At 74.4% G+C, this 21,939-nt stretch carries 14 protein-coding genes and 1 rRNA gene; 3 read left to right on the forward strand and 12 right to left on the reverse strand.

Annotated features, from left to right (window positions below):
• A 16S ribosomal RNA gene (locus tag MCM47_RS27400) occupies positions 1–631 on the reverse strand; the annotation flags it as partial.
• Positions 632–1,193: 562 nt separating this feature from the next.
• Positions 1,194–3,116 carry a BTAD domain-containing putative transcriptional regulator gene (locus MCM47_RS27405; protein WP_238864397.1) on the reverse strand — a complete coding sequence of 641 codons (1,923 nt, stop codon included), beginning with the start codon at positions 3,114–3,116 and terminating at the stop codon, positions 1,194–1,196.
• Positions 3,117–3,451: 335 nt separating this feature from the next.
• On the opposite strand from MCM47_RS27405, the gene MCM47_RS27410 reads away from it, so the two are divergent.
• Positions 3,452–6,256 carry an AfsR/SARP family transcriptional regulator gene (locus tag MCM47_RS27410; protein ID WP_238864398.1) on the forward strand — a complete coding sequence of 935 codons (2,805 nt, stop codon included), beginning with the start codon at positions 3,452–3,454 and terminating at the stop codon, positions 6,254–6,256.
• On the opposite strand, the gene MCM47_RS27415 is transcribed toward MCM47_RS27410, so the two are convergent.
• Positions 6,242–9,202: an AAA family ATPase gene (locus MCM47_RS27415; protein ID WP_238864399.1), complete on the reverse strand. Its 2,961-nt coding sequence runs from the start codon at positions 9,200–9,202 to the stop codon at positions 6,242–6,244. The genes MCM47_RS27410 and MCM47_RS27415 overlap by 15 nt on opposite strands.
• 166 nt (positions 9,203–9,368) lie before the next feature.
• On the reverse strand, positions 9,369–11,351 hold the full coding sequence (gene acs, locus MCM47_RS27420) for an acetate--CoA ligase (RefSeq protein WP_238864400.1): 1,983 nt from the start codon (positions 11,349–11,351) through the stop codon (positions 9,369–9,371).
• A gap of 374 nt (positions 11,352–11,725) precedes the next feature.
• Between acs and MCM47_RS27425 the strand changes: the two genes are divergently transcribed.
• Positions 11,726–12,520 (forward strand): hypothetical protein, encoded by a 795-nt coding sequence (locus MCM47_RS27425; RefSeq protein WP_238864401.1) that lies wholly within the window; start codon positions 11,726–11,728, stop codon positions 12,518–12,520.
• A gap of 64 nt (positions 12,521–12,584) precedes the next feature.
• Positions 12,585–13,598, forward strand: a complete 1,014-nt coding sequence (locus tag MCM47_RS27430; RefSeq protein ID WP_238864402.1) for an AMP-binding protein — start codon at positions 12,585–12,587, stop codon at positions 13,596–13,598.
• 83 nt (positions 13,599–13,681) lie between these two features.
• On the opposite strand, the gene MCM47_RS27435 is transcribed toward MCM47_RS27430, so the two are convergent.
• The 8 genes from MCM47_RS27435 to MCM47_RS27475 form a co-directional block, all read right to left on the reverse strand.
• A complete protein-coding gene (locus MCM47_RS27435) occupies positions 13,682–13,858 on the reverse strand; it encodes an agmatine deiminase family protein (protein ID WP_308222477.1) in 177 nt (58 codons plus the stop codon).
• A gap of 276 nt (positions 13,859–14,134) precedes the next feature.
• Complete coding sequence (locus MCM47_RS27440; protein WP_238864403.1) at positions 14,135–14,956, reverse strand: ABC transporter ATP-binding protein; 822 nt, start codon at positions 14,954–14,956, stop codon at positions 14,135–14,137.
• A 40-nt stretch (positions 14,957–14,996) separates the two neighbouring features.
• A complete protein-coding gene (locus tag MCM47_RS27445; protein ID WP_238864404.1) occupies positions 14,997–16,034 on the reverse strand; it encodes an ABC transporter ATP-binding protein in 1,038 nt (345 codons plus the stop codon).
• Complete coding sequence (locus MCM47_RS27450) at positions 16,031–16,885, reverse strand: ABC transporter permease (RefSeq protein ID WP_238864405.1); 855 nt, start codon at positions 16,883–16,885, stop codon at positions 16,031–16,033. Before MCM47_RS27450 ends, MCM47_RS27445 begins: the two co-directional genes overlap by 4 nt.
• Positions 16,882–17,841: an ABC transporter permease gene (locus MCM47_RS27455; protein ID WP_238864406.1), complete on the reverse strand. Its 960-nt coding sequence runs from the start codon at positions 17,839–17,841 to the stop codon at positions 16,882–16,884. Before MCM47_RS27455 ends, MCM47_RS27450 begins: the two co-directional genes overlap by 4 nt.
• Entirely contained in the window at positions 17,838–19,436 is a 1,599-nt protein-coding gene (locus MCM47_RS27460; protein WP_308222478.1) for an ABC transporter substrate-binding protein, read from the reverse strand. The genes MCM47_RS27455 and MCM47_RS27460 overlap by 4 nt, the downstream gene beginning before the upstream one ends.
• A gap of 208 nt (positions 19,437–19,644) precedes the next feature.
• Entirely contained in the window at positions 19,645–20,667 is a 1,023-nt protein-coding gene (locus tag MCM47_RS27470) for an agmatine/peptidylarginine deiminase (protein WP_238864407.1), read from the reverse strand.
• Between the two features lie 56 nt (positions 20,668–20,723).
• Positions 20,724–21,884 (reverse strand): agmatine/peptidylarginine deiminase, encoded by a 1,161-nt coding sequence (locus tag MCM47_RS27475; protein WP_238864408.1) that lies wholly within the window; start codon positions 21,882–21,884, stop codon positions 20,724–20,726.
• Positions 21,885–21,939 lie beyond the last annotated feature (55 nt).

A 21,939-nucleotide genomic window follows, 5' to 3' on the forward strand; every position in this document is an offset into this window, starting at 1 on the left:
ACACTCTAGCCTGCCCGTATCGAATGCAGACCCGGGGTTAAGCCCCGGGCTTTCACATCCGACGCGACAGGCCGCCTACGAGCTCTTTACGCCCAATAATTCCGGACAACGCTCGCACCCTACGTATTACCGCGGCTGCTGGCACGTAGTTAGCCGGTGCTTCTTCTGCAGGTACCGTCACTTGCGCTTCTTCCCTGCTGAAAGAGGTTTACAACCCGAAGGCCGTCATCCCTCACGCGGCGTCGCTGCATCAGGCTTTCGCCCATTGTGCAATATTCCCCACTGCTGCCTCCCGTAGGAGTCTGGGCCGTGTCTCAGTCCCAGTGTGGCCGGTCGCCCTCTCAGGCCGGCTACCCGTCGTCGCCTTGGTAGGCCATTACCCCACCAACAAGCTGATAGGCCGCGGGCTCATCCTGCACCGCCGGAGCTTTCCACCAACCCCCATGCGGAGGAAGGTCATATCCGGTATTAGACCCCGTTTCCAGGGCTTGTCCCAGAGTGCAGGGCAGATTGCCCACGTGTTACTCACCCGTTCGCCACTGATCCACCCCGAAGGGCTTCACCGTTCGACTTGCATGTGTTAAGCACGCCGCCAGCGTTCGTCCTGAGCCAGGATCAAACTCTCCGTGAATGCTTGCCCGACTGTGCTCGATGAAGAGCTGCAGGCGACACACTCGCGTTGAGCGGCACGGCAACCACCGGAATAGGGCGGCCACGCGCACTGCGTCCTCGCTGTGTTATTTCAAAAGGAATCTCCAACCCCAGAGAATCTGAGGCCGGGGATGTCAACATATCTGGCGTTGACTTTTGGCACGCTGTTGAGTTCTCAAGGAACGGACGCTTCCTTCAGGCGGCTTTCACACCGGCCCTCCGGGCGCTTCGTTCTTTCGTGTTCCCAGCTTATCAGACGATTTCCGCTCCGTTTCCGGGGCTTCGTTCATCCAACTCGCCGGTGTCTTCTAGGGCTTGACGCCCCGTCCGACGTTTCAAACTCTAGCCGATCCCCGCCCCGAAAGGCGAATCCGGCCGCAATCCCCATAAACGCACACACCGAATAGACCCCGCTCCGAACAGGAGCGCGACAAAGCGCACCCAGCCCGAAAGGGAAGGAGTGGTGTTTCTAGGGATTGGCCGCCCCGGGACCGTCCGCGCAGATGCGTGTCCGGTGCTCCCTGCCGAGCGACCTGTGAACACTACTCCCGCTTCGACGCCTCAGGCAAATGACGGGCGCCATGTACGGACGCTGCCCCTCGTGCTCCGGCCCCCGGTCGGCTCAGGGCGAACAGCCGGACCAGGTCGTGGAAGGCGTAGTGGCCCCGGACCGGGGCATCGAGCATCCCTGCCGCGGTGAGCCCGGCGAGGATCTCGCCGGCCGCGGGCTCCGGCACACCGAGCGCGGCGGCGGCTTCCGGTGCAGTGCAGACCGGGAGGGCGGCGAGCCGAGGAAGGGCGGCGGCGAGGTCCGCCGGCAGCAGCCGGTGGCTGCGGCGGAGCTCGGTCTCGACGGCGAGCCCGCCGACCCGCAGTTCGCCGAGCCGGCGGTGCTCGTCGCGCAACCGGTCGGCGAGGGCGGCGACGCTCCAGGCGGGCCGGGCCGCGAGCTTGGTGGCCGCGACCCGCAGGGCGAGCGGGAGGTGCCCGCAGGCCGCTGCGATGGCGTCGGCCGCCGCCGGCTCGGCGGCGATGCGGGCACGACCGGCCACGGCGGACAGGAACTCCACCGACTCCCGCGGCGCCAGGCGGCCGAGCCGCACGGCGAGCGACGGGGCGAGCCCTGTCGGACCCGAGCGGGCGGTGACGAGCACGGCGGCGGCCGGCCCGCCGGGCAGCAGGTGGCGCAGCTGCTCCTCGTCCCGGGCACCGTCGAGCACGACCAGCACGCGCCGACCGGCCAGCAGGGCCCGGTAGCGCTCCGCACGGTCCGCCGTGCGCTCCGGCAGCCCTTCCGCCGGCTCGCCCAGCGCGCGGAGGAAGCCGGCCAGGACGGTGCCGGGGTCGGCCGGTTCGTCCCCGGTGCCGTTCAGGTCGGCGTAGAGCTGGCCGTCGGCGAACGTGCCCCGCACCGTCCGGGCGACACGGACCGCGAGCGTGGTCTTGCCGACCCCGAGCGCACCTGAGACCACCACCACGGTCGCTCCCGGCCGCCCGGCATCGCCCGTCAGGGCGTCGGCGATCAGTTCCACCTCTGGCGTGCGGCCGGTGAAGTCACCGACATCGGGCGGCAGTTGCGCCGGCACGGCCGGTGCGGCCGGGGCGGCCGGTCCGGGCGCGAACACTGACGCGGGCATGGACGCTGACGCGGGCGCGGCCGGGGCTGCGGAAGCGCTCAGGGTCGGGGCGACGGGCGCGGGCGGCGCGAGTCCGGGATCGGCGCGCAGGATCCGCTGTTGCATCCCCCGCAGCTCCGGGCCGGGTTCGACGCCGATCTCCTCCGCCAGCACCCGGCGGGCGTCGGCGAACACCTCCAGGGCCTCCGCCTGCCGGCCGGCGCGGTAGAGGGCGGTCATCAGCAGGGCCCGCAGGCCCTCGCGCAGCGGGTGCTCGGCCGCCAGCGCGGTCAGCTCCTCGATCAGTCGGGCGTGCTCACCGAGGCCGAGTTCGAGCTCCAGGCAGTCTTCGAGGACGGTCAGCCGGCGCTCGGCGAGCCGCTCACGCTGCCGTTCGGCGTCGGGGCCCGGCACGCCGGACAGCGCGGTGCCCGTCCACAGCGCCAGGGCCTCGCGGTACCGGCGGGCGGCCTCCGCCGGCTCGCCGCACTCCCGGTGGCGCCGGGCCGCGTCCGCCAGTCGGTCGAACTCGGCGGCGTCCAGTCCGTCACCCGCGAGGTCCAGCGCGTACCCGCCGCCCCGGGACGCCAGGACCGCTGCCGCGTCGCCCCCGGCGGCACCGACGGCGGCCCGCAGCTTGGAGATGTGGTTGCGCACCACCGCACCGGCGGAGGCCGGCGCGTTCTCCCCCCAGACCAGGCCGGCCAGGGCGTCGGCCGGCACGACGTGCCCGGCGCGCAGCGCCAGCGCCGCCAGCACCGCCTGGCGCTGCGCGGACCCGGCCGCCACCTCCCGGCCGCCGTACCGGACCCGCACCGGCCCCAGCACGGAGATCCGCAGCCCCGTCATCCCCCGCCCCGCCCCTCCACGACACCACCGCGACGAGACCGGCTCCCCCCGGCTCCCGTCCGGAACCGTCCCGCCGATCGGCCCCGTGGCCTCGTGACTGTCCGTCACCGCCGCGCGCCCGGATCCACCCGATACCGACGTCTCCGATGGGATTGTCCCATGCCCGTCGGGCACGCCGCGCGCCACCGGGGAACGGTCCCGGCGGCCGGAACCGGGTAGGTTGGCCCGTCTCGCCCCGTTCGTCTCGCCCCGGCCGCCGCGCTGCGGTGGGCGCGCCGCGGAGTCCCGGCGTCGCAGGGGCGGGAACGGCACACGAACGAACGGGTGGAAGAGACGTGACCGGCATTCGGATATCCCTGCTCGGACCGGTACGGGCCTGGCGAGGTGACGCGGAGCTCCCGCTCGGCCCGGCCCAGCGACGTGCGGTGCTGGCCGTGCTCGCGGGAGCCGAGGGCCGTGCGGTCACCACCGAGGAGTTGGTCGACGGTCTCTGGGGCGAGGACCCGCCGAACCACGCCGTCGCCGCCGTCCGCAACCACGTCTCCGGGCTGCGCTCCGTGCTGGAGGAGGACCGCACCGCACCGAAGTTGCTGGTCTCGGTGGGCGGCGGCTACGCCCTCCGGCTCGCACCCGACGGGACGGACCTCGCGGTCTTCCAGCAGTTGGCCCAGGATGCCGCCCGCCTCCGGGCCGGGGGCGATCCCGCCGGGGCGGCCGCGCAGCTGCGCCGGGCACTGGAACTGCCGACGGGGACGCCGCTGGCGGGCGTCCCGGGTGGCCACGCCGAGCGGCAGCGGGAACGGCTCGCCCAGCTCCGCCTCGCCGTCCTGCACGAGCGCCTCGAACTCGACCTGGAGCTCGGCCGCCACGCCGAGCAGGTGGACGAGCTCACCGCCCTGGTGGAGGAGTTCCCCCTGCACGAGGGGCTGGCGGGGCTGCTGATGACCGCGCTGTACCGCAGCGGCCGACCGGCCGAGGCCCTGGCGACGTTCACCGCCACCTGCCGCGCCCTGGACACCGGGCTGGGCGTGGAACCGACCTTCCCGCTGCGCGAACTGCACGAGCGGATCCGGCGGGGCGACCCCGGCCTCGCCGTGCCGGCCGCGGCTCCCGCGAATCCCGCGCCGACGGCCGCGGAGCGGCGGGCGAACCGCCCGCGACCCGAGCAACTTCCCTCGGAGGCATCGGAGTTCACCGGCCGACGGGAGCTGGTGCGGTCCCTGGTGGAGCTGGTGGAGAAGCCGCCCGCCTTCGCCCCCACCATCGTCGCCGTCGCCGGCATGGGCGGCGTCGGCAAGACCGCGCTCGCCGTCCACCTCGCCCGGCGGGTCCGCGCCCGCTTCCCCGACGGGCAGCTCTACGTCAACCTGCGTGGCGGCCGCCCTGACCCGATGGAACCCGGGGCGGTCCTGGTCCACTTCCTGCGGTCGCTGGGCGTGCCCGAGAGCGCTGTCCCCGACCACCTGGAGGAGCGGTCCGCGCTGTTCCGGTCGCTGCTCGCCGAGCGCCGCGTCCTGGTCGTCCTGGACGACGCCCGCGACCTCGGCCAGCTGCGCCCGCTGCTGCCCGGCTCCGAGCACAGCACCGTCCTCGTCACCAGCCGTTCCAGCCTGCTCGGCCTGGCCCCCACCCGGCACGTGGACCTGGACGTCCTGGAGCCGGACGAGTCGCTCGAACTGCTCGCCCGGATCGCCGGCCGCCGGCGGGTCGCCGAGGAGCCGGAAGCTGCCCGCGAACTGCTCGCGGCCTGCTGTCACCTCCCGCTGGCCATCCGGATCGTCGCCGCGCGCAGCGCCCTGCGCCCGGACTGGTCGCTCGCCGCCATCGGCGCCCGGCTGGCCGACCGGCGGCAGCGGCTGGCGGAGCTCACCCTGCACGACCTGGCCGTCGAGGCCTGCTTCCAGCTCAGCTACGACCAGCTGACGCCGGGCGCCGCGCACGCCTTCCGGCTGCTGGCCGTCCCGCAGACCGCCGACCTGTCCCTGCCGGCCGCCGCGGCGGCCCTGGAGCTGACCGAACACGCCGCCCTGGACGTCCTGGACGACCTCGTCCACGCCGGTCTGCTGGAGTGCCCGGCCCCCGACCGGTACCGGTACCACGACCTGCTGCGCCTGTTCGCCCAGGCCCGGGCCGAGCAGCTCGACTCGCCGCAGGAGCGCGCCGCTCTGATCCTCCGGATGGTCGACCAGGCGGTGGCCACCGCGGCCGACGCCTACCGGACAGTCCGCCCCTCCCATGCCATCGCCGACGCGATCGGGGCGGTGCCAGCGGCCGGTCCGGCGCTGTCCGACCGCGCGGGCGCGCGCCGCTGGCTGGACGAGGAGGGCGGGAACCTGCTGGCCCTGGCCGAGCAGGCGCTCGGCATCGCCGACGCGCACCGCGTCGTCGCCGATCTGCTGCTCGCCCTCGACCCGCACCTGGAGGCCGGGTTCCGGTGGCGCGAGCTGATCGACGTCTGCCGCCGCACGATGCGGCAGGCCGCCGACCGGGGCGACGCCCGGGCCGAGGGGCGGGCCGGCTACATGCTCGGTGGCGGTCTGATGCAGCTGGGCCGGCTGGACGAGGCCGAACCGGTCGCCGCCCGGGCCGCCGATCAGGCCCGCAGCTGCCGGGACCTGCCGGTGCTGGCCGAGGTCCTCAACGTCTGCGCCATGATCGCCCACATCCGGCAGCGCACCGAGGAGTCACACGTCCTGCACGCCGAGACGGTCCGCCTGGCCGAGGAGTGCGGCAGCGCCTGGACCACGGCGAACGCCATGGCCACCAGCGTCCCGTGGCACCTGACCCGCGGCGACGCCGGGACGGCCGTCCGCGCGGCCGAGCGGAGCCTGGCCCTGTTCCGCGCCCTCGACGATCCGTTCGGCGAGGTCTACGCCCTGCACTCGACCGGGCGCGCGGCGCGCGTCCTCGGCGACACCGAGCGCGCGATCTCGCTGCACGAACAGGGTCTGGCACTGGCCGACGCCCACGGGTTCCTGGTCTTCGAGCCGATGGCGTTGCTGCACCTCGCCAACTGCCACCTGGAGGCGGGCCGGCCGGCCGAGGCGGCGGCGCGGGCCGAGCAGGCCGTGACGGCCAGTCGGCGGCTGCACCGGCAGGACACCGAGACCGCGGCGCTCGACCTGCTAGGCCGTCTCTGACCCGGCCCGGGGCGGGTTCGAGGGGGCGAGCGCCGCGGCCAGCCCGGGGCGGCCGTCGATGCCGAGCTTGCCGTAGACGTGGGTCAGGTGGACCTCCACCGTGCGCAGGCCGACGAACAGGTGCTGGGCGATCTCCCGGTTGGTCATGCCCCGGGCCGCCAGGCCCGCCACCCGGTGCTCGGTCGGGGTGAGGGACGCCGGCCCGTGGAAGGACCGGGTGCGCGGGCGGTCGCCGGCCGCGCGGAGTTCGTCCAGGGCGCGGTCGGCGACCAGCACCGCCCCGCAGCGGTGGGCCACGGTCACGGCCTCCTGGAGGCACGCGCGGGCCTCCGCCACCCGCCCGGCGCGGCGCAGCCGGGCCCCGAGGTCGCCCAGGGCCTGGGCGTGCCGGGACCGGCCCGGGGTGCCGGCCAGCGTCCGGACGGCTTCGCGCAGCAGCTCCAGACCCTCCGGCCCGCCGGTGGCGAGGCCGAGCGCGCGCCGGGCGGCGCCGACGGCCTCGGGCACGCCCCACCGCAGGGCGAGCTCCAACTCCTCCGCCGCCAGGATCCGGGCCTGCTCGGGCTCGCCGAGCGCCGCCAGGGCCAGGGCGGCCTCGGAGCGCCAGGGGTAGATCCACGGGCAGCGCATGCCCCGGGCCCCGGTCCGCCGGCCGCATTCGCGGAAGTCGGTGAGCGCCTCGGCGGGCCGGCCCTGGGCCGCCCTCAGCCGGCCGCGGACGAGATGGACGTGGTCGTTGATCCAGTGGCCGTTCAGTTCGCCGGTCAGTCCGGCCCGCTCGAGGAGGTCCTGCGCCTCGGTGAGCCGGCCCTGCAGGACGAGCGCCTCGGTGAGGGTGGCGGCCGCCAGGACGCTGTGGCTGTGTCGCGGGTCGACGCCGATCTCCCGGAGCGCCGCCAGGGCGGCCTCCGCCTCGTCCTGACAGTCCGGCACCCGGCCGAGCTGGCCGTAGACGGACGCCCGGATGATGCGGCTGTGCGCGAGGGCGAAGGCGGAGCCGCGGGTGCGGGCCTGTTCCACGGCGGCGTCGGCGTAGTCGAGGGCCAGCTCGGTCTCCCCGGTGGCGCCGAGGAGGAGCACGGCGCCGGAGTAGACGAAGGACTCGTCGTCCGCCGGGTTCATCCCGTGCGTGAGCGCCTGCCGCACCAGGGCCACGGCCTCGGCCGCAGACTCGCCGCGCAGGATCGCGCGCAGGCCCAGCAGCGCCGCCAGCGGCCGCTGCGCCGAGGTGCCGGCGGCGTCCTCGATCCGCAGGTCCAGCAGCCGGGGCAGCACTCCGGGTGCCGACTCGACCTCGTGCAGGCCGGCGTAGACGTGGTCGATCTCCAGCCGCAGGGCGAGTGCGGTGTCGGTTCCGCGCAGCGAGGCGGCGGTGCGTTCGAGGACGGCCAGGCCGTCCGGGTAGCGGTCCACGGCGAACAGCGCGCCGGCCAGGCGGCGCGCCGCGGCGGCCCGTTCGGCCGGGTCGCGGGAGAGGTCCAGCCCCAGCCAGAGGTTGCGGACCGCCTCCGGGACGTCGAAGGCGAGGCCCGCCTCCCCCAGCCGGATGACCAGGGTGGCGCGCACTTCGTCCTCCAGGGGTTCGCGCAGCGCGCGGCGCAGCAGCTCGGCCGCGCGGTCGGCGGCGCCCCTGCTCAGCGCCGCCGCGGCGGCGCGCTCCAGCACCTCGGGCACCCAGGGCAGGCCCAGCGACGCGTGGACGGCGTGGGCGGCGGTCTGTTCCGCGGGAGCGTCCTGGGCGAGCATCAGCTCGGCGGCTCGGACGTGGACGTCCTGGCGGATGCTGGGCAGGACGTCGTCGGCGAGGGCGATCCCGATCATCGGACAGGTGAAGGCGGCGCTGTGCCCGGCCCGGCGCATCAGGCCGCTCCGTTCCAGTGCGTGGACGGCGTCCAGGACCGCGGGCTCCGGCAGGCCGGTGGCGGCGGCGACCACGTCGAGGGCCGGGGTGCCCCCCAGCACGGCGACCGCCCGGGCGACGTCCCGGGTGTGCGGGCCCGCCGCGGTGACGAGCAGGTCGAGCGCCCGGCCGGCGTCGGCCGGGACGAAGCGGGTGATCCGGGCCGCGGTCTGCGTGTCGGGCGCGCGCCCGGCGGCCTTGATCGTGCGCAGCAGGGTGTGCAGCAGGAACGGGTTGCCGCCCGTCGTGGTCCGGACGGCCTCGCGGAAGCGGTCGTCGCCGGGCTCGCCGAGGAGCGCCTCGGTGGCGGCGGCCACGGACTCGTCGTCGAGGGCGGTCAGCGCGACCCGGTGCCGGAAGAGCGGGGCCAGCCGGCCCAGGACGTCCGGGTCGGCTGTCGCGGGGGCGGGGCCGACGGTGGCGACGACGACCACCGGCAGTTCGTCGGCCCGACGGAGCAGGCGCTGGAGCCAGAGCAGCGAGGCCCGGTCGGCCCACTGCAGGTCGTCGATGCCGATGACGAGGCGGGCGCGGGCGGCGAGGTCCGCGGTCAGCCGGTACAGCGCGCTCAGCGTCGCGGCGGTCGGGTCGTCGGCGGGCGCGGACGGGGCCGAGGGCCCGGCGGGCCAGAGGAGTTCGGCGGCGCGCGCCGCGGGTCCGGCGTGCGGGGCGTCGGGAGGGCCGTCGGCCCCGCCGGCGGCGACGAGTGCCGGCTCGAAGAGCTGCCGGGCGACACCGAGCTCCACCCCCTGCTCGGAAGGGTCCGCCCAGGCCGACAGGACGGTGTCGCCGTCGCGGCGGGCCCGTCCGAGCGCGGCCCGGAGCAGTGCGGTCCGGCCGGTGCCGAACTCACCCTCGATCAGGACGAACGTCCCGTTCACCGCCCCCTGCCTCAACAGCCCTTCCAGTGCTTCGAGTTCGCGCTCGCGGCCGATCAGCAGGGGGTCGTCCGAGCGGCGGCGCGGCCGGCCGGCGACCGGGCCGGCGGTACGGCTGCGGGGGCGGGGCACGGCGGGGGCGGACGTCACGGCGGAGAGTTCAGGCATCGGTGCTCAAGGGTGCTGGTCGGGTTCCGGGACCGGCCGGTGGCCGGTTGTCCGGTCGGTTCCGGAGGGTCGTCGACGACCCTCCGGAACCGACCGGACCTCCATCCTGCCGAGCACGTGTAACTGCCTGATAAGTCGTCCGTGCCCCTACGTCATGCGGCCGGGCTCAGCTCTCGCTGCCGGCGGGCGGGAGCTGGGACTGGATCAGGCTCATCACGGTGCTGTCGGCCAGGGTGGTGGTGTCGCCGACCTCGCGGCCCTCGGCGATGTCGCGCAGCAGGCGGCGCATGATCTTGCCGGAGCGGGTCTTGGGGAGTTCGCCGACGACCTTGATCTGCTTGGGCTTGGCGATGGGGCCGAGGGTCCTGCCGACGTGGGCGCGGAGTTCCTCGACGAGTTCGGGGGTCTCGGTGGCGGTGCCGCGCAGGATGACGAAGGCGACGATGGCCTGGCCGGTGGTGGCGTCGGTGGCGCCGACGACGGCGGACTCGGCCACCGCCGGGTGACCGACCAGGGCGGATTCGACCTCGGTGGTGGAGATGTTGTGGCCGGAGACCAGCATGACGTCGTCGACGCGGCCGAGCAGCCAGATGTCGCCGTCCTCGTCCTTCTTCGCCCCGTCCCCGGCGAAGTAGCGCCACCCGCCGCCAGGCGCGGATCGGCCGGGGCCGAAGCGGGACCAGTAGGTGTCGATGTAGCGCTGGTCGTCGCCCCAGATGGTGCGGAGCATGGAGGGCCAGGGCTCGGTGAGGACGAGGTAGCCGCCGGAGCCGTTGGGGACCTCGCGGGCCTCGTCGTCGACGACGGTCGCGGCGATGCCGGGCAGCGCGCGCTGGGCCGAGCCGGGCTTGGTCTCGGTGACGCCGGGCAGCGGGCTGATCATGATCGCGCCGGTCTCGGTCTGCCACCAGGTGTCGACGATCGGGGCCTGGCCGGCGCCGATGTGCTCGCGGTACCAGACCCACGCCTCGGGGTTGATCGGCTCGCCGACACTGCCCAGCACCCGCAGCGAGGACAGGTCGAACTTCGCCGGGATGTCGTCGCCCCACTTCATGAACGTGCGGATCGCGGTCGGCGCGGTGTACAGGATCGTCACCCCGTACTTCTGGACGATCTCCCAGAACCGGCCCTGGTGCGGGGTGTCCGGGGTGCCCTCGTAGATCACCTGGGTGGCGCCGTTGGCCAGCGGCCCGTACACGATGTACGAGTGCCCGGTCACCCAGCCGATGTCGGCGGTGCACCAGTACACGTCCGTGGCGGGCTTGAGGTCGAACACCGCGTGGTGGGTGTAGGCGGCCTGGGTCAGGTAGCCGCCCGAGGTGTGCAGGATGCCCTTGGGCTTCCCGGTGGTGCCGGAGGTGTAGAGGATGAACAGCGGGTGCTCGGCCTCGTGCGGCTCGGGCGTGTGCGCGGCGCTCTGGCGGCCGGTGATCTCGTGCCACCACACGTCCCGGCCCGCGGTGAACGGGGTGTCCTGGCCGGTGCGGCGCACCACCAGCACGTGCTCGACGCCGTCGACCTTGGTCAGCGCCTCGTCGATGGCGGGCTTGAGGGCGGAGGGCTTGCCGCGGCGGTAGCCGCCGTCGGCGGTGATGACCAGCTTGGCGCGGGCGTCCTGGATCCGGGAGGCCACCGCGTCCGCGGAGAAGCCGCCGAAGACCACCGAGTGGGTCGCGCCGATCCGGGCGCAGGCCAGCATCGCGACCACGGCCTCGGGGATCATCGGCAGGTACACCGCGACCCGGTCGCCCTTGGTGACACCGAGTTCGAGCAGGGCGTTCGCGGCGCGGGAGACCTCGTCCCGCAGCTGGGCGTAGGTGATCGAGCGGCCGTCACCGGGCTCGCCCTCGAAGTGGATCGCGACCCGGTCGCCCAGGCCGGCCTCGACGTGGCGGTCGACGCAGTTGTAGGCGACGTTCAGCCGGCCGTCGGCGAACCACTTCGCGAACGGCGGGTTCGACCAGTCCAGCGTCTCGGTGGGCTCGACCGCCCAGCTCAGCCGGCGGGCCTGCTCGGCCCAGAAGCCCAGACGGTCCTCGGAGGCCTGCGCGTACGCGGCCGCGGTGACGTTGGCGCCGGCGGCGAGCTCTGCCGGCGGGGCGAAACGCCGCTCCTCCTTGAGCAGGTTGGCCAGGCTCTCGTTGCTCAACGCGCACTCCTCATGCTGTTCTTGCTGTTCCCGCCGGGTTCCGGCGGGAGGCGGCCGTTCCCGGCGGCTCCCCTCGATCCTCGGGGCCGCCGACGAGTGCTCCGGCCCGGATCGGGAAGAACTCTCGGTACCCGGTACCAAACCTTTCGGTACCGGGGCGGCCACCGGTCGGACCGAACCCCGGCTCCGCGCTTGTGGCCGAAACGCCGTCAACCGGCCAAATCCTTCGGTTCCGACCGTCATCCGCCACCGTCCGGCCGGTCCTAGCGTGACCACCGGCGGCGTCCGACGGTTGGGCTCCGTCGAGCGGCCGCACCCGTCACGCACAGGTCGGCCCCTCGCCCATCGGGGGACGGTAGGAAGGGGAACAACGGATGGCGCCGCACAGGGCGACGACGGAACGAAACGAGCGGAGGGCCGCCGCCGGCCCTCCGACGCACCGGCCACTCGCCGCCCTCGCGGCCGCCGCCGTGCTGCTGACCTGCGGGTGCGCCGGCGGGACCGGCACCCACACCGTCTCCGCGACGGCGAAGCGGGCGGCGGCGGCACCGGACGCCTTCGGCGGCGGGTCGGCGGCTGCCGAGGACGCCGTGCTCCCGGGCGGCATCGGCGATCCGGCCACGGCGCCGACGAGCGGCGCGGTGCTCGACCCCGACGGTCCGCGCACCCCCGCCTACGGCGGCCTGGGCACGCTGACCGCCTGCGACTCTGGCCGGCGCCTGGCCGTCCTGGACGCCCCGCTGACCGACGTGCCCGACGGCGCCCGGGTCGGCGCCACCGCACCCACCGGCGCCAACGGCGAGGAGTGGCTGGCGTGGACCGAGCCGGACGGCGGCCTCGTCCTGCAGTCCCTGCTCTCCAGCGGTGCCCCCGTACCCAGGCTGGTCACCGCGGAGCCGGCCGGCACCGTCGCCGTCCGGGACGAGGCCCCCGACGCGGGCACCGCCGAAGCCTCGGCCCAGCGCTGGCAGCTCACCGACCGCCGGCCGCAGCCGGGTGCCGCTTCGGCCGACGGCTCCGCCACCCCCGACTGTCTGCGGATCAAGACCCAGGACGGCACCGGCTGCCTGCTCGACGACGGTCCCGACGTGCCGCTGGCGGTCGGCGACTGCTCCTCGCGGGCCGCCTGGTGGAGCCCCCAGGGGTTGTCCGCACCGACCGGCGTCTGAGCGACCCGCCCGGCGTCCCACCGACGCGACCGATACCGACCGCCCCGACCGATCGGAGCCCGTTATGCGGCCGACCAGCACCGACCCCATCCCCCACCCGTCGCCACGGCCCGCCCCCGCCGACCCGGACGGTGCGGTGGCGCTGTACGCCGTCGACGCGGCCGGCACCGGACGGACCGTCACCCGGCGCGAGCTGGACGCACAGGTCGAGCGGACCACGGCCGCGATGCGCCGGTACGGAGTGCGCCCGGGCGACCGGGTGGCCCTGCAGTTGCCCCCGACCCCCGAAGCCGTGGCCGTTCTGCTGGCCTGCACCCGGGTCGGCGCCGTCGCCACCGCCCTCCCCCCGGCGTCCCGGTGCCATGATCCGGCCGACGAGCTCGCCCGACGGCGCCTGCGGCGCGTCCGGCTGCTGGTGACGACCCACGATGGGGGGCCGGCGGGGGGCGGGACCGGGGCCTCCTCCCCCCCGTCACCGCCGGTCCTGACGGTGCGCCCGACCGGGGGCCCCGGCGGAACCGGGGAGGGCGGGGGTCAGGGATGGCACCCCGCCCGCACCGCGCCTCCGGCCGGCCGCCGCCCCTCCGACGCGGCCCCCGACGAGCGTGCCGCCGCCGTCCGCCTCGGCCTCCGCGGTCCGGCCGACGTCTTCTGGTGCGCCGCCGATCTCGACTGGCTGGTCCGCCACCCACTGGCCGTCGCCGGACCACTGGCCCTCGGGGTCCCGCAGGTCCTCTGCGCCGACCCGGCCCGCGCCACCCACCCCGAACGCCTCCGGGAGATCCTCGACACCTACCGCGTGACGGTGCTGCACGCCCACCCCGACGCCCTGCACGAAGTCGTCTGGCGGTCCCGGGGGAGCGACCCGCACCCGCCGGACGCCGCCGACCTGCGCCTCGTGGCCCCGCTCCCCGGCCCCGGAGCCGTGCCCGTGCCCGACCACTGGTACTGGGAACGGGAGTACCTTCCCGCCCCGGCCTGGCGACTGCGCCACGGCCCGAACCCCTGGTCGTCCCCGCCCGCCGCCACCGCCGGCGGCCCGCTCCCCGGCCGGCCCGGGGCGGCCGCCCGACCATGACCACCGGCGACCGCCCACCCGATCCCGAACCGCGGCTGGACGCCGGCGCGCGGAGCGGCGGGACGCCGGGGAACGCGCCCGGGTCAGGGCGCCGGCTGCTGCTGGGTGGAGCAGTGGATGCCCCCGCCTCCGGCGGCGATCGCATGGATGTCCACCGGCACCACCTCGCGGCCGGGGTGGAGGTCGGCCAGGACGCCCGCCGCACGGTCGTCGGACGCCGGGTCGCCGAACCGGGGCATGATCACGGCGCCGTTGACCACGTAGTGGAAGGCGATCCGGCGGACGGTTCCTCCTCGGAGCCGCAGCCCTCCAGGATTGCCGGCGCGGCCGCCGCGGCCCCCGAGCGCAGGAGGGCCCGCCGGGTCAGGCGCGGTTCTCTCACGGCAGTCCCCTCACGTGCCGGACGCGCCCGAGGACGGGCTGCATCCGACAGTGGGGGCGGCGAGCCGGTGAGCCGGCCCGCCGCCGGTCGGGGGAAAGGGGTCCGGACCGCCGCCGTGGGAGCGCCGACGGTCCGGACCGGGCACCGGGGGCTCCTAGGGTGCCCGCTCTTCCAGGGCGCGCCGGGCGGCGACGATGGACCGCGGGTCCCAGCCCGGCCTGGGCACGGAGTCCAGCAGCAGCCGGGTGTAGGGGTGTCGCGGGCGGGCGAGGACCTCGGAGGTCCGGCCGGACTCGACGACCTCTCCGTGCCGCATCACGATCACGTCGTCGGTGACGCACCGCACCACACCCAGGTCGTGGGTGATGAACAGGTAGCCGATGCCGGTCTGCTCGCGGATGTCGGCGAGCAGGTTGAGGATCTGGGCCTGGACCGAGACGTCGAGCGCCGCCACCGCCTCGTCCAGGACGAGGACGGCCGGCTCGACCGCCAGGGCTCGGGCGATCGCGACGCGTTGGCGCTGTCCGCCGGAGAGCTGCCGGGGCAGTGCGCCGGCCTCGCGCTCGCCGAGGCCGACCTGGTCGAGGAGTTCGGCGATCCGGCGCGGGTGGTCCGCGTCGGGGAAGTGGAGGCGCAGGGTCTCGCGCAGGACGGCCCCGACGGTGGTACGCGGGTCCAGGGACTGGTAGGGGTCCTGGAAGACCATCTGGACCTCGCGTGCCCGGGCGAGCCGGTCGGCACGCCGGTGCTCGGTGCGGTCCCGGCCGTGCACCAGGACCCGGCCGGAGTCGGCCCGTTCGAGGCCGACGACGATCCGGGCGGTGGTGGTCTTGCCGGAGCCGGACTCGCCGACGACGCCCAGCGATCCGCCCTCGGCCAGGCTGAAGGAGACGTCGTCGACCGCGCGGATGCTGCCGTAGGCGCGGTGCAAGCCGACGGCCTCCAGGACGGGCCTCCCGGTGTTCGGCTGTCGCATCGGCGGCGTTCCCTTCGGACGGACGGCGGTGACGGCGGGTCTACGCATCCGCGCTCCCCTCCCCCGTGCGGTCGCTGTGGTGGCAGGCGGCACGGCGCGCCGGTTCGGCCTCGACCGGGAGCAGCGCGGGCTCCTGCTGGGTGCAGAGGAAGGTCGCGAGCGGGCAGCGGGGCGCGAACGGGCAGCCCGTCAGCTCGTCCCGCAGGCCGGGCGGCCGGCCCTCGATCGCGGCGAGGCGGCCCCCGGGGGTCTCCAGGCGTGGTGTGGAGGCGAGCAGTGCGGCCGTGTAGGGGTGGCGCGGCCGCTGGAACAGCGCCTCCGCAGGGCCGGTCTCGACGATCCGGCCGGCGTACATCACCGCGACCCGGTCGCTGATGGCGGCGGCCAGGCCGAGATCGTGCGTGACGAACAGCAGGGCGGTGCCGAACCGTTCCTGGAGCTCGCCGAGGAGCGCGACCACCTCGGCCTGGGAGGTGACGTCCAGCGCGGTGGTGGGCTCGTCGGCGAGGACGATCGCGGGATCGCCCATCAGGGCGGCGGCGATCATGACGCGCTGCAGCATGCCGCCGGAGACCTGGCGCGGGTGGCGGTCCATCACGGTGGCGGGCAGGCCCACCGCCTCCAGCATCTCGACGGCCCGCCCGGTCGCCGCCGCAGCGGTGAGCCCGCCGTTGAGCCGCACGCCCTCGGTGAGGAAGTCGCCGAGCCGGCGCATCGGGTTGATGGCGGCCCGGGGGTCCTGGAAGATCATCGCCGCGGTGCCGGTGCGCAGGCTGCGCAGTCGGTCCGGCGTCATGGTCAGGACGTCCTCGCCGTTGACGCGCACCGCGCCCTCGGTGGTGGCGCCCTCGGGCAGGAGTCCGAGGACGCTACGTGAGGTCAGACTCTTTCCGGAACCGGATTCCCCGACCAGGGCGACCGTCTCGCCGGCGGCCACGGTGAGGTCGACGCCGGCCAGCACGGGCCGGGCGGTGCCGGGCAGGCGCAGCCGGTAGGCCCGGACGTCGAGTGCGATCGGGTCGGCTCCGGCGGTGGCGCCTGCGGCCGTGCCGGAGGTGGTCGTACGGGGTGAGGTCATCGGTCCCTCCTGGCGACCCGGTCGGCCCAGCGCTCGCCGACGACGTTGAAGGAGACCACGGTCAGCACGATCGCCAGGCAGGGCAGGACCGCGGAGAGCGGGTAGCCGTGCTGGACGGCGGACTGGCCGTCGAACACCATCCGGCCCCAGTCCGGGGTGAGGGCCGGCACGCCGAGTCCGAGGAAGGAGAGGCCGGCCAGGTCGATCAGTGCGTAGCCGAAGTTGACCGTCGCCTGGGCCAGGACCACCGGGGCGATGCCGGGCAGGACGTGGCGCAGGCAGATCTGGAGCCCGGAGTGCCCCTGGACCTGGTAGGCCTCCACGTAGGGGCGGGCGCGTTCGGCGAGGACGAGCGAGCGGGTGAGGCGGCTGACGTAGGGCAGGTAGGCGACCGCGAGGGCGAGGACCGGGGCGAGCAGCCCCTCGCCGTACACGGAGACGATCAGGATGGCCAGCAGCAGGCCGGGAAAGGCGAAGACCAGCTCGGTGCCGCGGGAGAGGACGGAGTCCAGCCAGCCGCCCCGCCAGGCGGCGGTGACGCCGACGGCGACGCCGGCCAGAGTGGAGAAGCCCACCACGCCGAGTGGTCCGAGCAGGGAGGTGCGGGCTCCGGTGACCAGCCGGGCAAGGGTGTCGCGTCCGGAGGCGTCGACGCCGAGCAGGTGTTCCCCGGAGGGGCCGGCGAGCGCGTCGCCCAGCTCGACGGCGTTCGGGTCCTGGGGTGCGATCCACGGTGCGAGCAGGGCCGCGAGGACGGCCAGGGCGACGAAGCCGACGCAGATCCGGTGCAGCGGGGCGCGGGTGGTGCGCAGGCGGGCGACGCCCGGCCGGCGCAGCAGGGTGACGGTCATCCGGCGGCCTTCCGGGTTCCGAGGGTGACCCGCGGGTCCACCAGCGGGTGCAGCAGGTCGACGACCAGGTTCACGGCCATGAACAGACCGACCATGATCAGGGAGATGGCCTGCACGGTGGGGAAGTCCTTGGTGGTGGTGGACAGTTCGAGCAGTTGCCCGACGCCGCCGACACTGAAGGCGGTCTCCACCAGGACGGTGCAGACCAGCAGTGTGGAGACGATCAGGCCGCCGGTGGTCAACACGGTGCCCAGGGCGTTGCGGAAGACATGGCGGCGGACGACCTGGTGCCCGGTGACGCCGCGGGTGCGGGCGACGGTGACGTGCTCGTGGCCGAGGACGTCGACCATGGCGGCGCGGGTGACCCGGGCGAGCATGCCGATCAGGTAGAGGGCGAGGGCGACGGCGGGCAGGGTGAGGTGCCAGAGCATCGGGCCGGGCCCGTCCCCGGTGCCGCCGCTGGGGAACCAGCCCAGCTTCACCGCGAAGAGGCCCTGCAGCAGCACGGCCGCGACGAACGAGGGCGTGCCGACGGCGACCGTGGTGGAGACCAGGACGGCCGAGTCGGCGGCGCCGCCGCGGACGGCGCCGATCCAGCCGAGCAGCAGGCCCAGGACGACGACCAGGACGAGCGCCATCGCGACCAGGAGCAGGGTGGCGGGCAGCCGGTCGGCCAGCAGCCGGGAGACGTCGGTGCGGTAGGTGATCGAACGGCCGAAGTCGCCCTGCAGGATGCGGCCGGCCCAGCGCAGGTACTGGACCAGGAACGGCTCGTCCAGGTGGTACTGGGCGTTGATCGCCTGCAGCGCGTCCGGCGAGGCCGAGCGGCCGGCGAGCAGGAAGCTCGCCGGGCTGCCCGGGGCGAGGTGCATCGCGCCGAAGATCAGGAAGGACGCCCCGGCCAGGGTGGCGGCCATCTCGACCAGCCGGCGGGCGGCGAAGCGCAGGAAGCTCACCGGGCCGCCCCCACGTCGGCCGCCCACGGGTAGTACATGTAGGAGATGGTGGTGGGGGCACCGGTGATGCGCTTGTTGAGGAAGACCGCCGTGGGCCACTCGGCGACCGGGATCCAGAGCAGCTGTTCCGAGGCGCTCTTCTGGAGCTGCGCGGTGGCGGCGAACCGCCGGACCGGGTCGGTGGCGCCGACCGCCTGCTCGACCAGCTCGTCGTAGGCGGGGTCGCTGAAGGACGCGAAGTTCTGGTAGGCGCCCGTCCTGAAGTTGGCCAGCAGGTCGAGCGGGTCGGTGATGGAGTCGTAGTACGTCTCCGGGAACATGTCGATGCCCTCGCGGGCCGCCGGGTCGGTGAACAGGGCGGTGAAGGCGTTGGGGGCGACCGTCTTCAACCGGACGTCGAGGCCGATCCTCGCGCCGGCGGACTGGACGGCGGTGGCCAGCACCGAGACGTCCTGGCCGATGGGGCTGGTGGCGACGGTCAGGGTCTTTCCGGTGGCGCCGGCCTCCCTGACCAGCGCCTTGGCCTGCTCGACGTCGGGAGCGGTCGGGGTGAGCCCGTCGAAGGCGTCCTTGCGGACCTCCTCGGGTGCGGTGGCCCAGGCGGCGCGGCTGGTGAGGGATCCGGTGACGCTCCCGGCGCCGCCCAGGCCGGTGCGGACGAAGCCGGAGCGGTCCAGTGCCAGGGAGAGCGCCCGGCGGACCCGGACGTCGCCGAGCACGCCCTGCATGCTGGTGACGTTGACGTTGACGGTGCTGAGGCCCTCGCCGAAGTAGAGCGTGCCCGGGCCTGCGGCGCGCAGCCGTCCGTAGGCCTCGGTGGGGATCAGGTAACCGCCGTCGGCCTCGCCGCTGAGCAGGGCGTTGACCCGGGCCGACGGGTCGGTGAGGAAGCGGAAGACGACCTTGGCCGACTTGGCCTTCGCCCCCCGGTACTCGTCGAAGCGCTGCAGCTCGATCGACTGGCCCTTGGTCCAGGTGCCCAGCTTGAACGGGCCGGTGCAGGCGAGGCCACCGCCGGTGCCGTAGTCCTTGCCGGCCGCCTCGATCCCCGCCTTGGACGCGACGACGCCGGCGGCGGTGGCCATGTACTGGTTGAACTGCGAGTCGGGCCGGGTGAGTTTGACGGTGACCTGGAGCGGACCGGTCTTGCTGACGGAGCCGACGTTCTGGAACTGCTGGGCCCACGCGGCCGCGTTCCGGGGGTCCATCTGCCGGCCGAGGCTGTAGACGACGTCGTCGGCGGTCATGGTGCCGCCGTCGTGGAAGCGGACCCCGGGCCGCAGGTCGTAGACCCAGGTGGTGGGGTCCGGGTTGGACGCCTTCTCGGCCAGCCCCGGGGCGAGGGTCAGCTGCGGCGTCCACCGCATCAGGCTCTCGCAGACGTTGGACAGCACGGTGTTCTGCGGGTAGTCGAACGCGGAGACGTAGTCGAGGGTGGGCGGTTCGGCGTAGACGGCCCAGGTGAAGGAGTCGAGTTCGCCCTTGGCCGTGGGGGTGCCGGCGGAGAGCCGGTACGTCTCGCCGTCGCCGCCGCTCTTCGGCGGGCCCGCGCAGGCGGTCGCGATGACGGCCGTGACGAGGGAGGCGGCGGCCACGGCTGTGAGCGGGTGCCGGCGGCGGTCTCTGCGGGTCGTTCTCGACCCGTTCCGGTGGTCTGGCATGCAGGTGGCTCTCTTCCGTGCGGGACGGGGGTGGCGAGGGTCGTCGGACCGGCGGACCGGCGGACCGGCGGAAGCGGGCCGCGGCCCGCCGGCCCGGCTAGGGGTGCGTCACGCGGTGCGGGGCGTCACGCGGGGGCGCGTATCACGCGGTGCGGGGAGCCGCGGGCACCTGCTGGGTGATGCAGTGGACACCGCCGCCGCCGTAGGCGATCACCCGGGAGCGGACGCCGACCACCTTGCGGCCGGGCAGCGCGGCCGCGATCACGGCCAGCGCCCCCTGGTCCGCCTCCGGGACGCCCGCGACCGGGACGACCACGCCGCCGTTGGCGATGTAGAAGTTGAGGTAGCCGACCTCGGTCTCCTTGCCGTCGACCTCGACGAAGGCGCTCTGCGTCAGTTCGACGATCTCCAGCTTCCGACCCCTGGCGTCCACGGCGGCCTCCAGGACGGCGCGGTTCTCCAGCATCCGGAAGTGGTCCGGGTGGCCGGGGTCGCTCGGCAGCTGGACGAGGACCTTGCCCGGCGCCACGAACGCGCAGACGCCGTCGACGTGACCGTCCGTCTCGGTGTCCAGCAGCCCGCCGTACGGGAGCCAGATCACCGTGGTGACACCGAGCTTCTCGATGAGCTCGGCCTCGATCTCGGCCTTGGTCATGCCCGGGTTGCGGTTGGGGTGCAGCAGGCACTGCTCGGTGGTGATCAGCGTCCCCTCGCCGTCGACGGTGACGGCGCCGCCCTCCAGGATCATCCGGGAGTCGATGCGCTCGACGCCCATGCGCTCCAGCAGGGCGCCGGCGATCCGGTCGTCGGCGTCGAACGGGTGGTGCTTGCGCCCCCAGGCGTTGAAGCGGAAGTCCACGCCGGCCCGGCGGCCGTCCTCGTCGAGCACGAAGATCGGGCCGGAGTCGCGGAACCAGGAGTCGTCGATGGGCAGTTCCACCACCTCGACGCCGTCCCCGCACAGTGCGCGGGCCTCGTCGCCCTGCCCGGGGCGGACGACCATCGTGACCGGCTCGAACGCGGCGATCGCCCGGGCGACCCCGGCGTACTCGCGCTTGGCCTCGTCGTAGGTCGCACCCCAGAGGTCGGCCCTGGTGGGCCAGGCCATCAGGCAGCCCTCGTGCTCGGTCCACTCGGCGGGCATGCGGTGACCACGGGTACTCACGGTGGGACTCTTCTCTGTGCGATCGGTCGATGGGGGTCGCAAGGGGCGGGGGCGCGCTACGGGACGGCGGGCTGCGACTGCGTGGCGCAGTGGATGCCCCCGCCGCCGCTCGCGATGGAGTCGATGCCGACCTGGACGATCCGGCGGTCCGGATGGGCGGCCTGGAGGACGGCGCGGGCGACGCCGTCCGCGTAGCCGTCACCGAACTGCGGTGCGATGACCGCGCCGTTGACGGTGTAGTAGTTGGTGTAGCTGGAGAGGAAGTCCTTGCCGCGGCCGCGGATCCGGGTGCGGTCCGGGCCGGGCAGTTCGGTGACGTGCAGGCGGCGGCCGTGTGCGTCGGTGGCGCTGCTCAGCACCCGCTTCGTCTCGTTGTAGACCGCGACCCAACGGGCGTCGACGCCGGGCCCGGGCTGGTCCAGGATCACCTTGCCCGGGGCGGTGAAGCGGGCCAGGCAGTCGATGTGGCAGTCGGTGATGTCCTGACCGGCCAGTCCGGGGACCCAGACGACCTTGTCGATCCCCAGCGAGGTCTTGAGTGCCTCCTCCACCTGGTCCTGCGACATGCCCGGGTTCCGGTTGGGGTTCACCAGCGAGCTGACGGTGGCCAGGAGGGTGCCCTCGCCGTCGGTCTCCAGGGAGCCGCCCTCGCCGACGAAGGGCGCCCGGATCCGCTCGACGCCGTACTCGGCGAGCAGGGCGGTGGCGGCCACGGCGTCGTTGGCGAACGGCTGGTAGTAGGACGTACCGGTCTTCCCCCAGCCGTTGAAGTTGGTGTCGACGCCGGCGACGGCACCGGGCGCGACCACGAAGGTGGGACCGAAGTCGCGGATCCAGAGGTCGTCATTGGCGATCTCCAGAACGTCGATGGCGTAGTAGGCGCCGGAACCGCAGTAGTAGCGCGCGTCGGCGGCCTGCCCGGGGCGGGCGAGGACGACGACCGGTTCGAAGCGGGAGATCTCGTGGGCGACCTTGGCGATGTCCCGGCGTACGGCGGACAGCTGGTTCTGCCAGATCGAGTAAAGCGCCGGCCACGCCATGAAGGTGCGGGTGTGCCGGTCACTCTCCGCCGGCATCCTCAGCACGGCGCCGGCCGGTGTCGTGGCGGCCTTGGCGGTCGCGGGGAGGGCCACGCCCAGCGCTGCCAGCGGGACGGCGGCCGCGCCGAACTTCAGCAGGCTGCGGCGCGTGGGGGCAGGGGTGTGAGGGGTGTTCATAGGGCTCCCTTGCATGGATCGGGAGGTGTGGGGTGCCCACATCCTGGTCCGAACT

This window comes from Kitasatospora sp. A2-31, from assembly GCF_022288725.1.
GTDB lineage: Bacteria > Actinomycetota > Actinomycetes > Streptomycetales > Streptomycetaceae > Kitasatospora.

Coding starts and splice junctions, on each gene's coding strand:
- MCM47_RS27415 (WP_238864399.1), bottom strand. CDS start 9,202: ATGCCTGAACTCTCCGCCGTGACGTCCGCCCCCGCCGTGCCCCGCCCC.
- MCM47_RS27405 (WP_238864397.1), bottom strand. CDS start 3,116: ATGACGGGGCTGCGGATCTCCGTGCTGGGGCCGGTGCGGGTCCGGTAC.
- MCM47_RS27445 (WP_238864404.1), bottom strand. CDS start 16,034: ATGACCTCACCCCGTACGACCACCTCCGGCACGGCCGCAGGCGCCACC.
- MCM47_RS27440 (WP_238864403.1), bottom strand. CDS start 14,956: ATGCGACAGCCGAACACCGGGAGGCCCGTCCTGGAGGCCGTCGGCTTG.
- MCM47_RS27430 (WP_238864402.1), top strand. CDS start 12,585: ATGCGGCCGACCAGCACCGACCCCATCCCCCACCCGTCGCCACGGCCC.
- MCM47_RS27450 (WP_238864405.1), bottom strand. CDS start 16,885: ATGACCGTCACCCTGCTGCGCCGGCCGGGCGTCGCCCGCCTGCGCACC.
- MCM47_RS27475 (WP_238864408.1), bottom strand. CDS start 21,884: ATGAACACCCCTCACACCCCTGCCCCCACGCGCCGCAGCCTGCTGAAG.
- MCM47_RS27425 (WP_238864401.1), top strand. CDS start 11,726: ATGGCGCCGCACAGGGCGACGACGGAACGAAACGAGCGGAGGGCCGCC.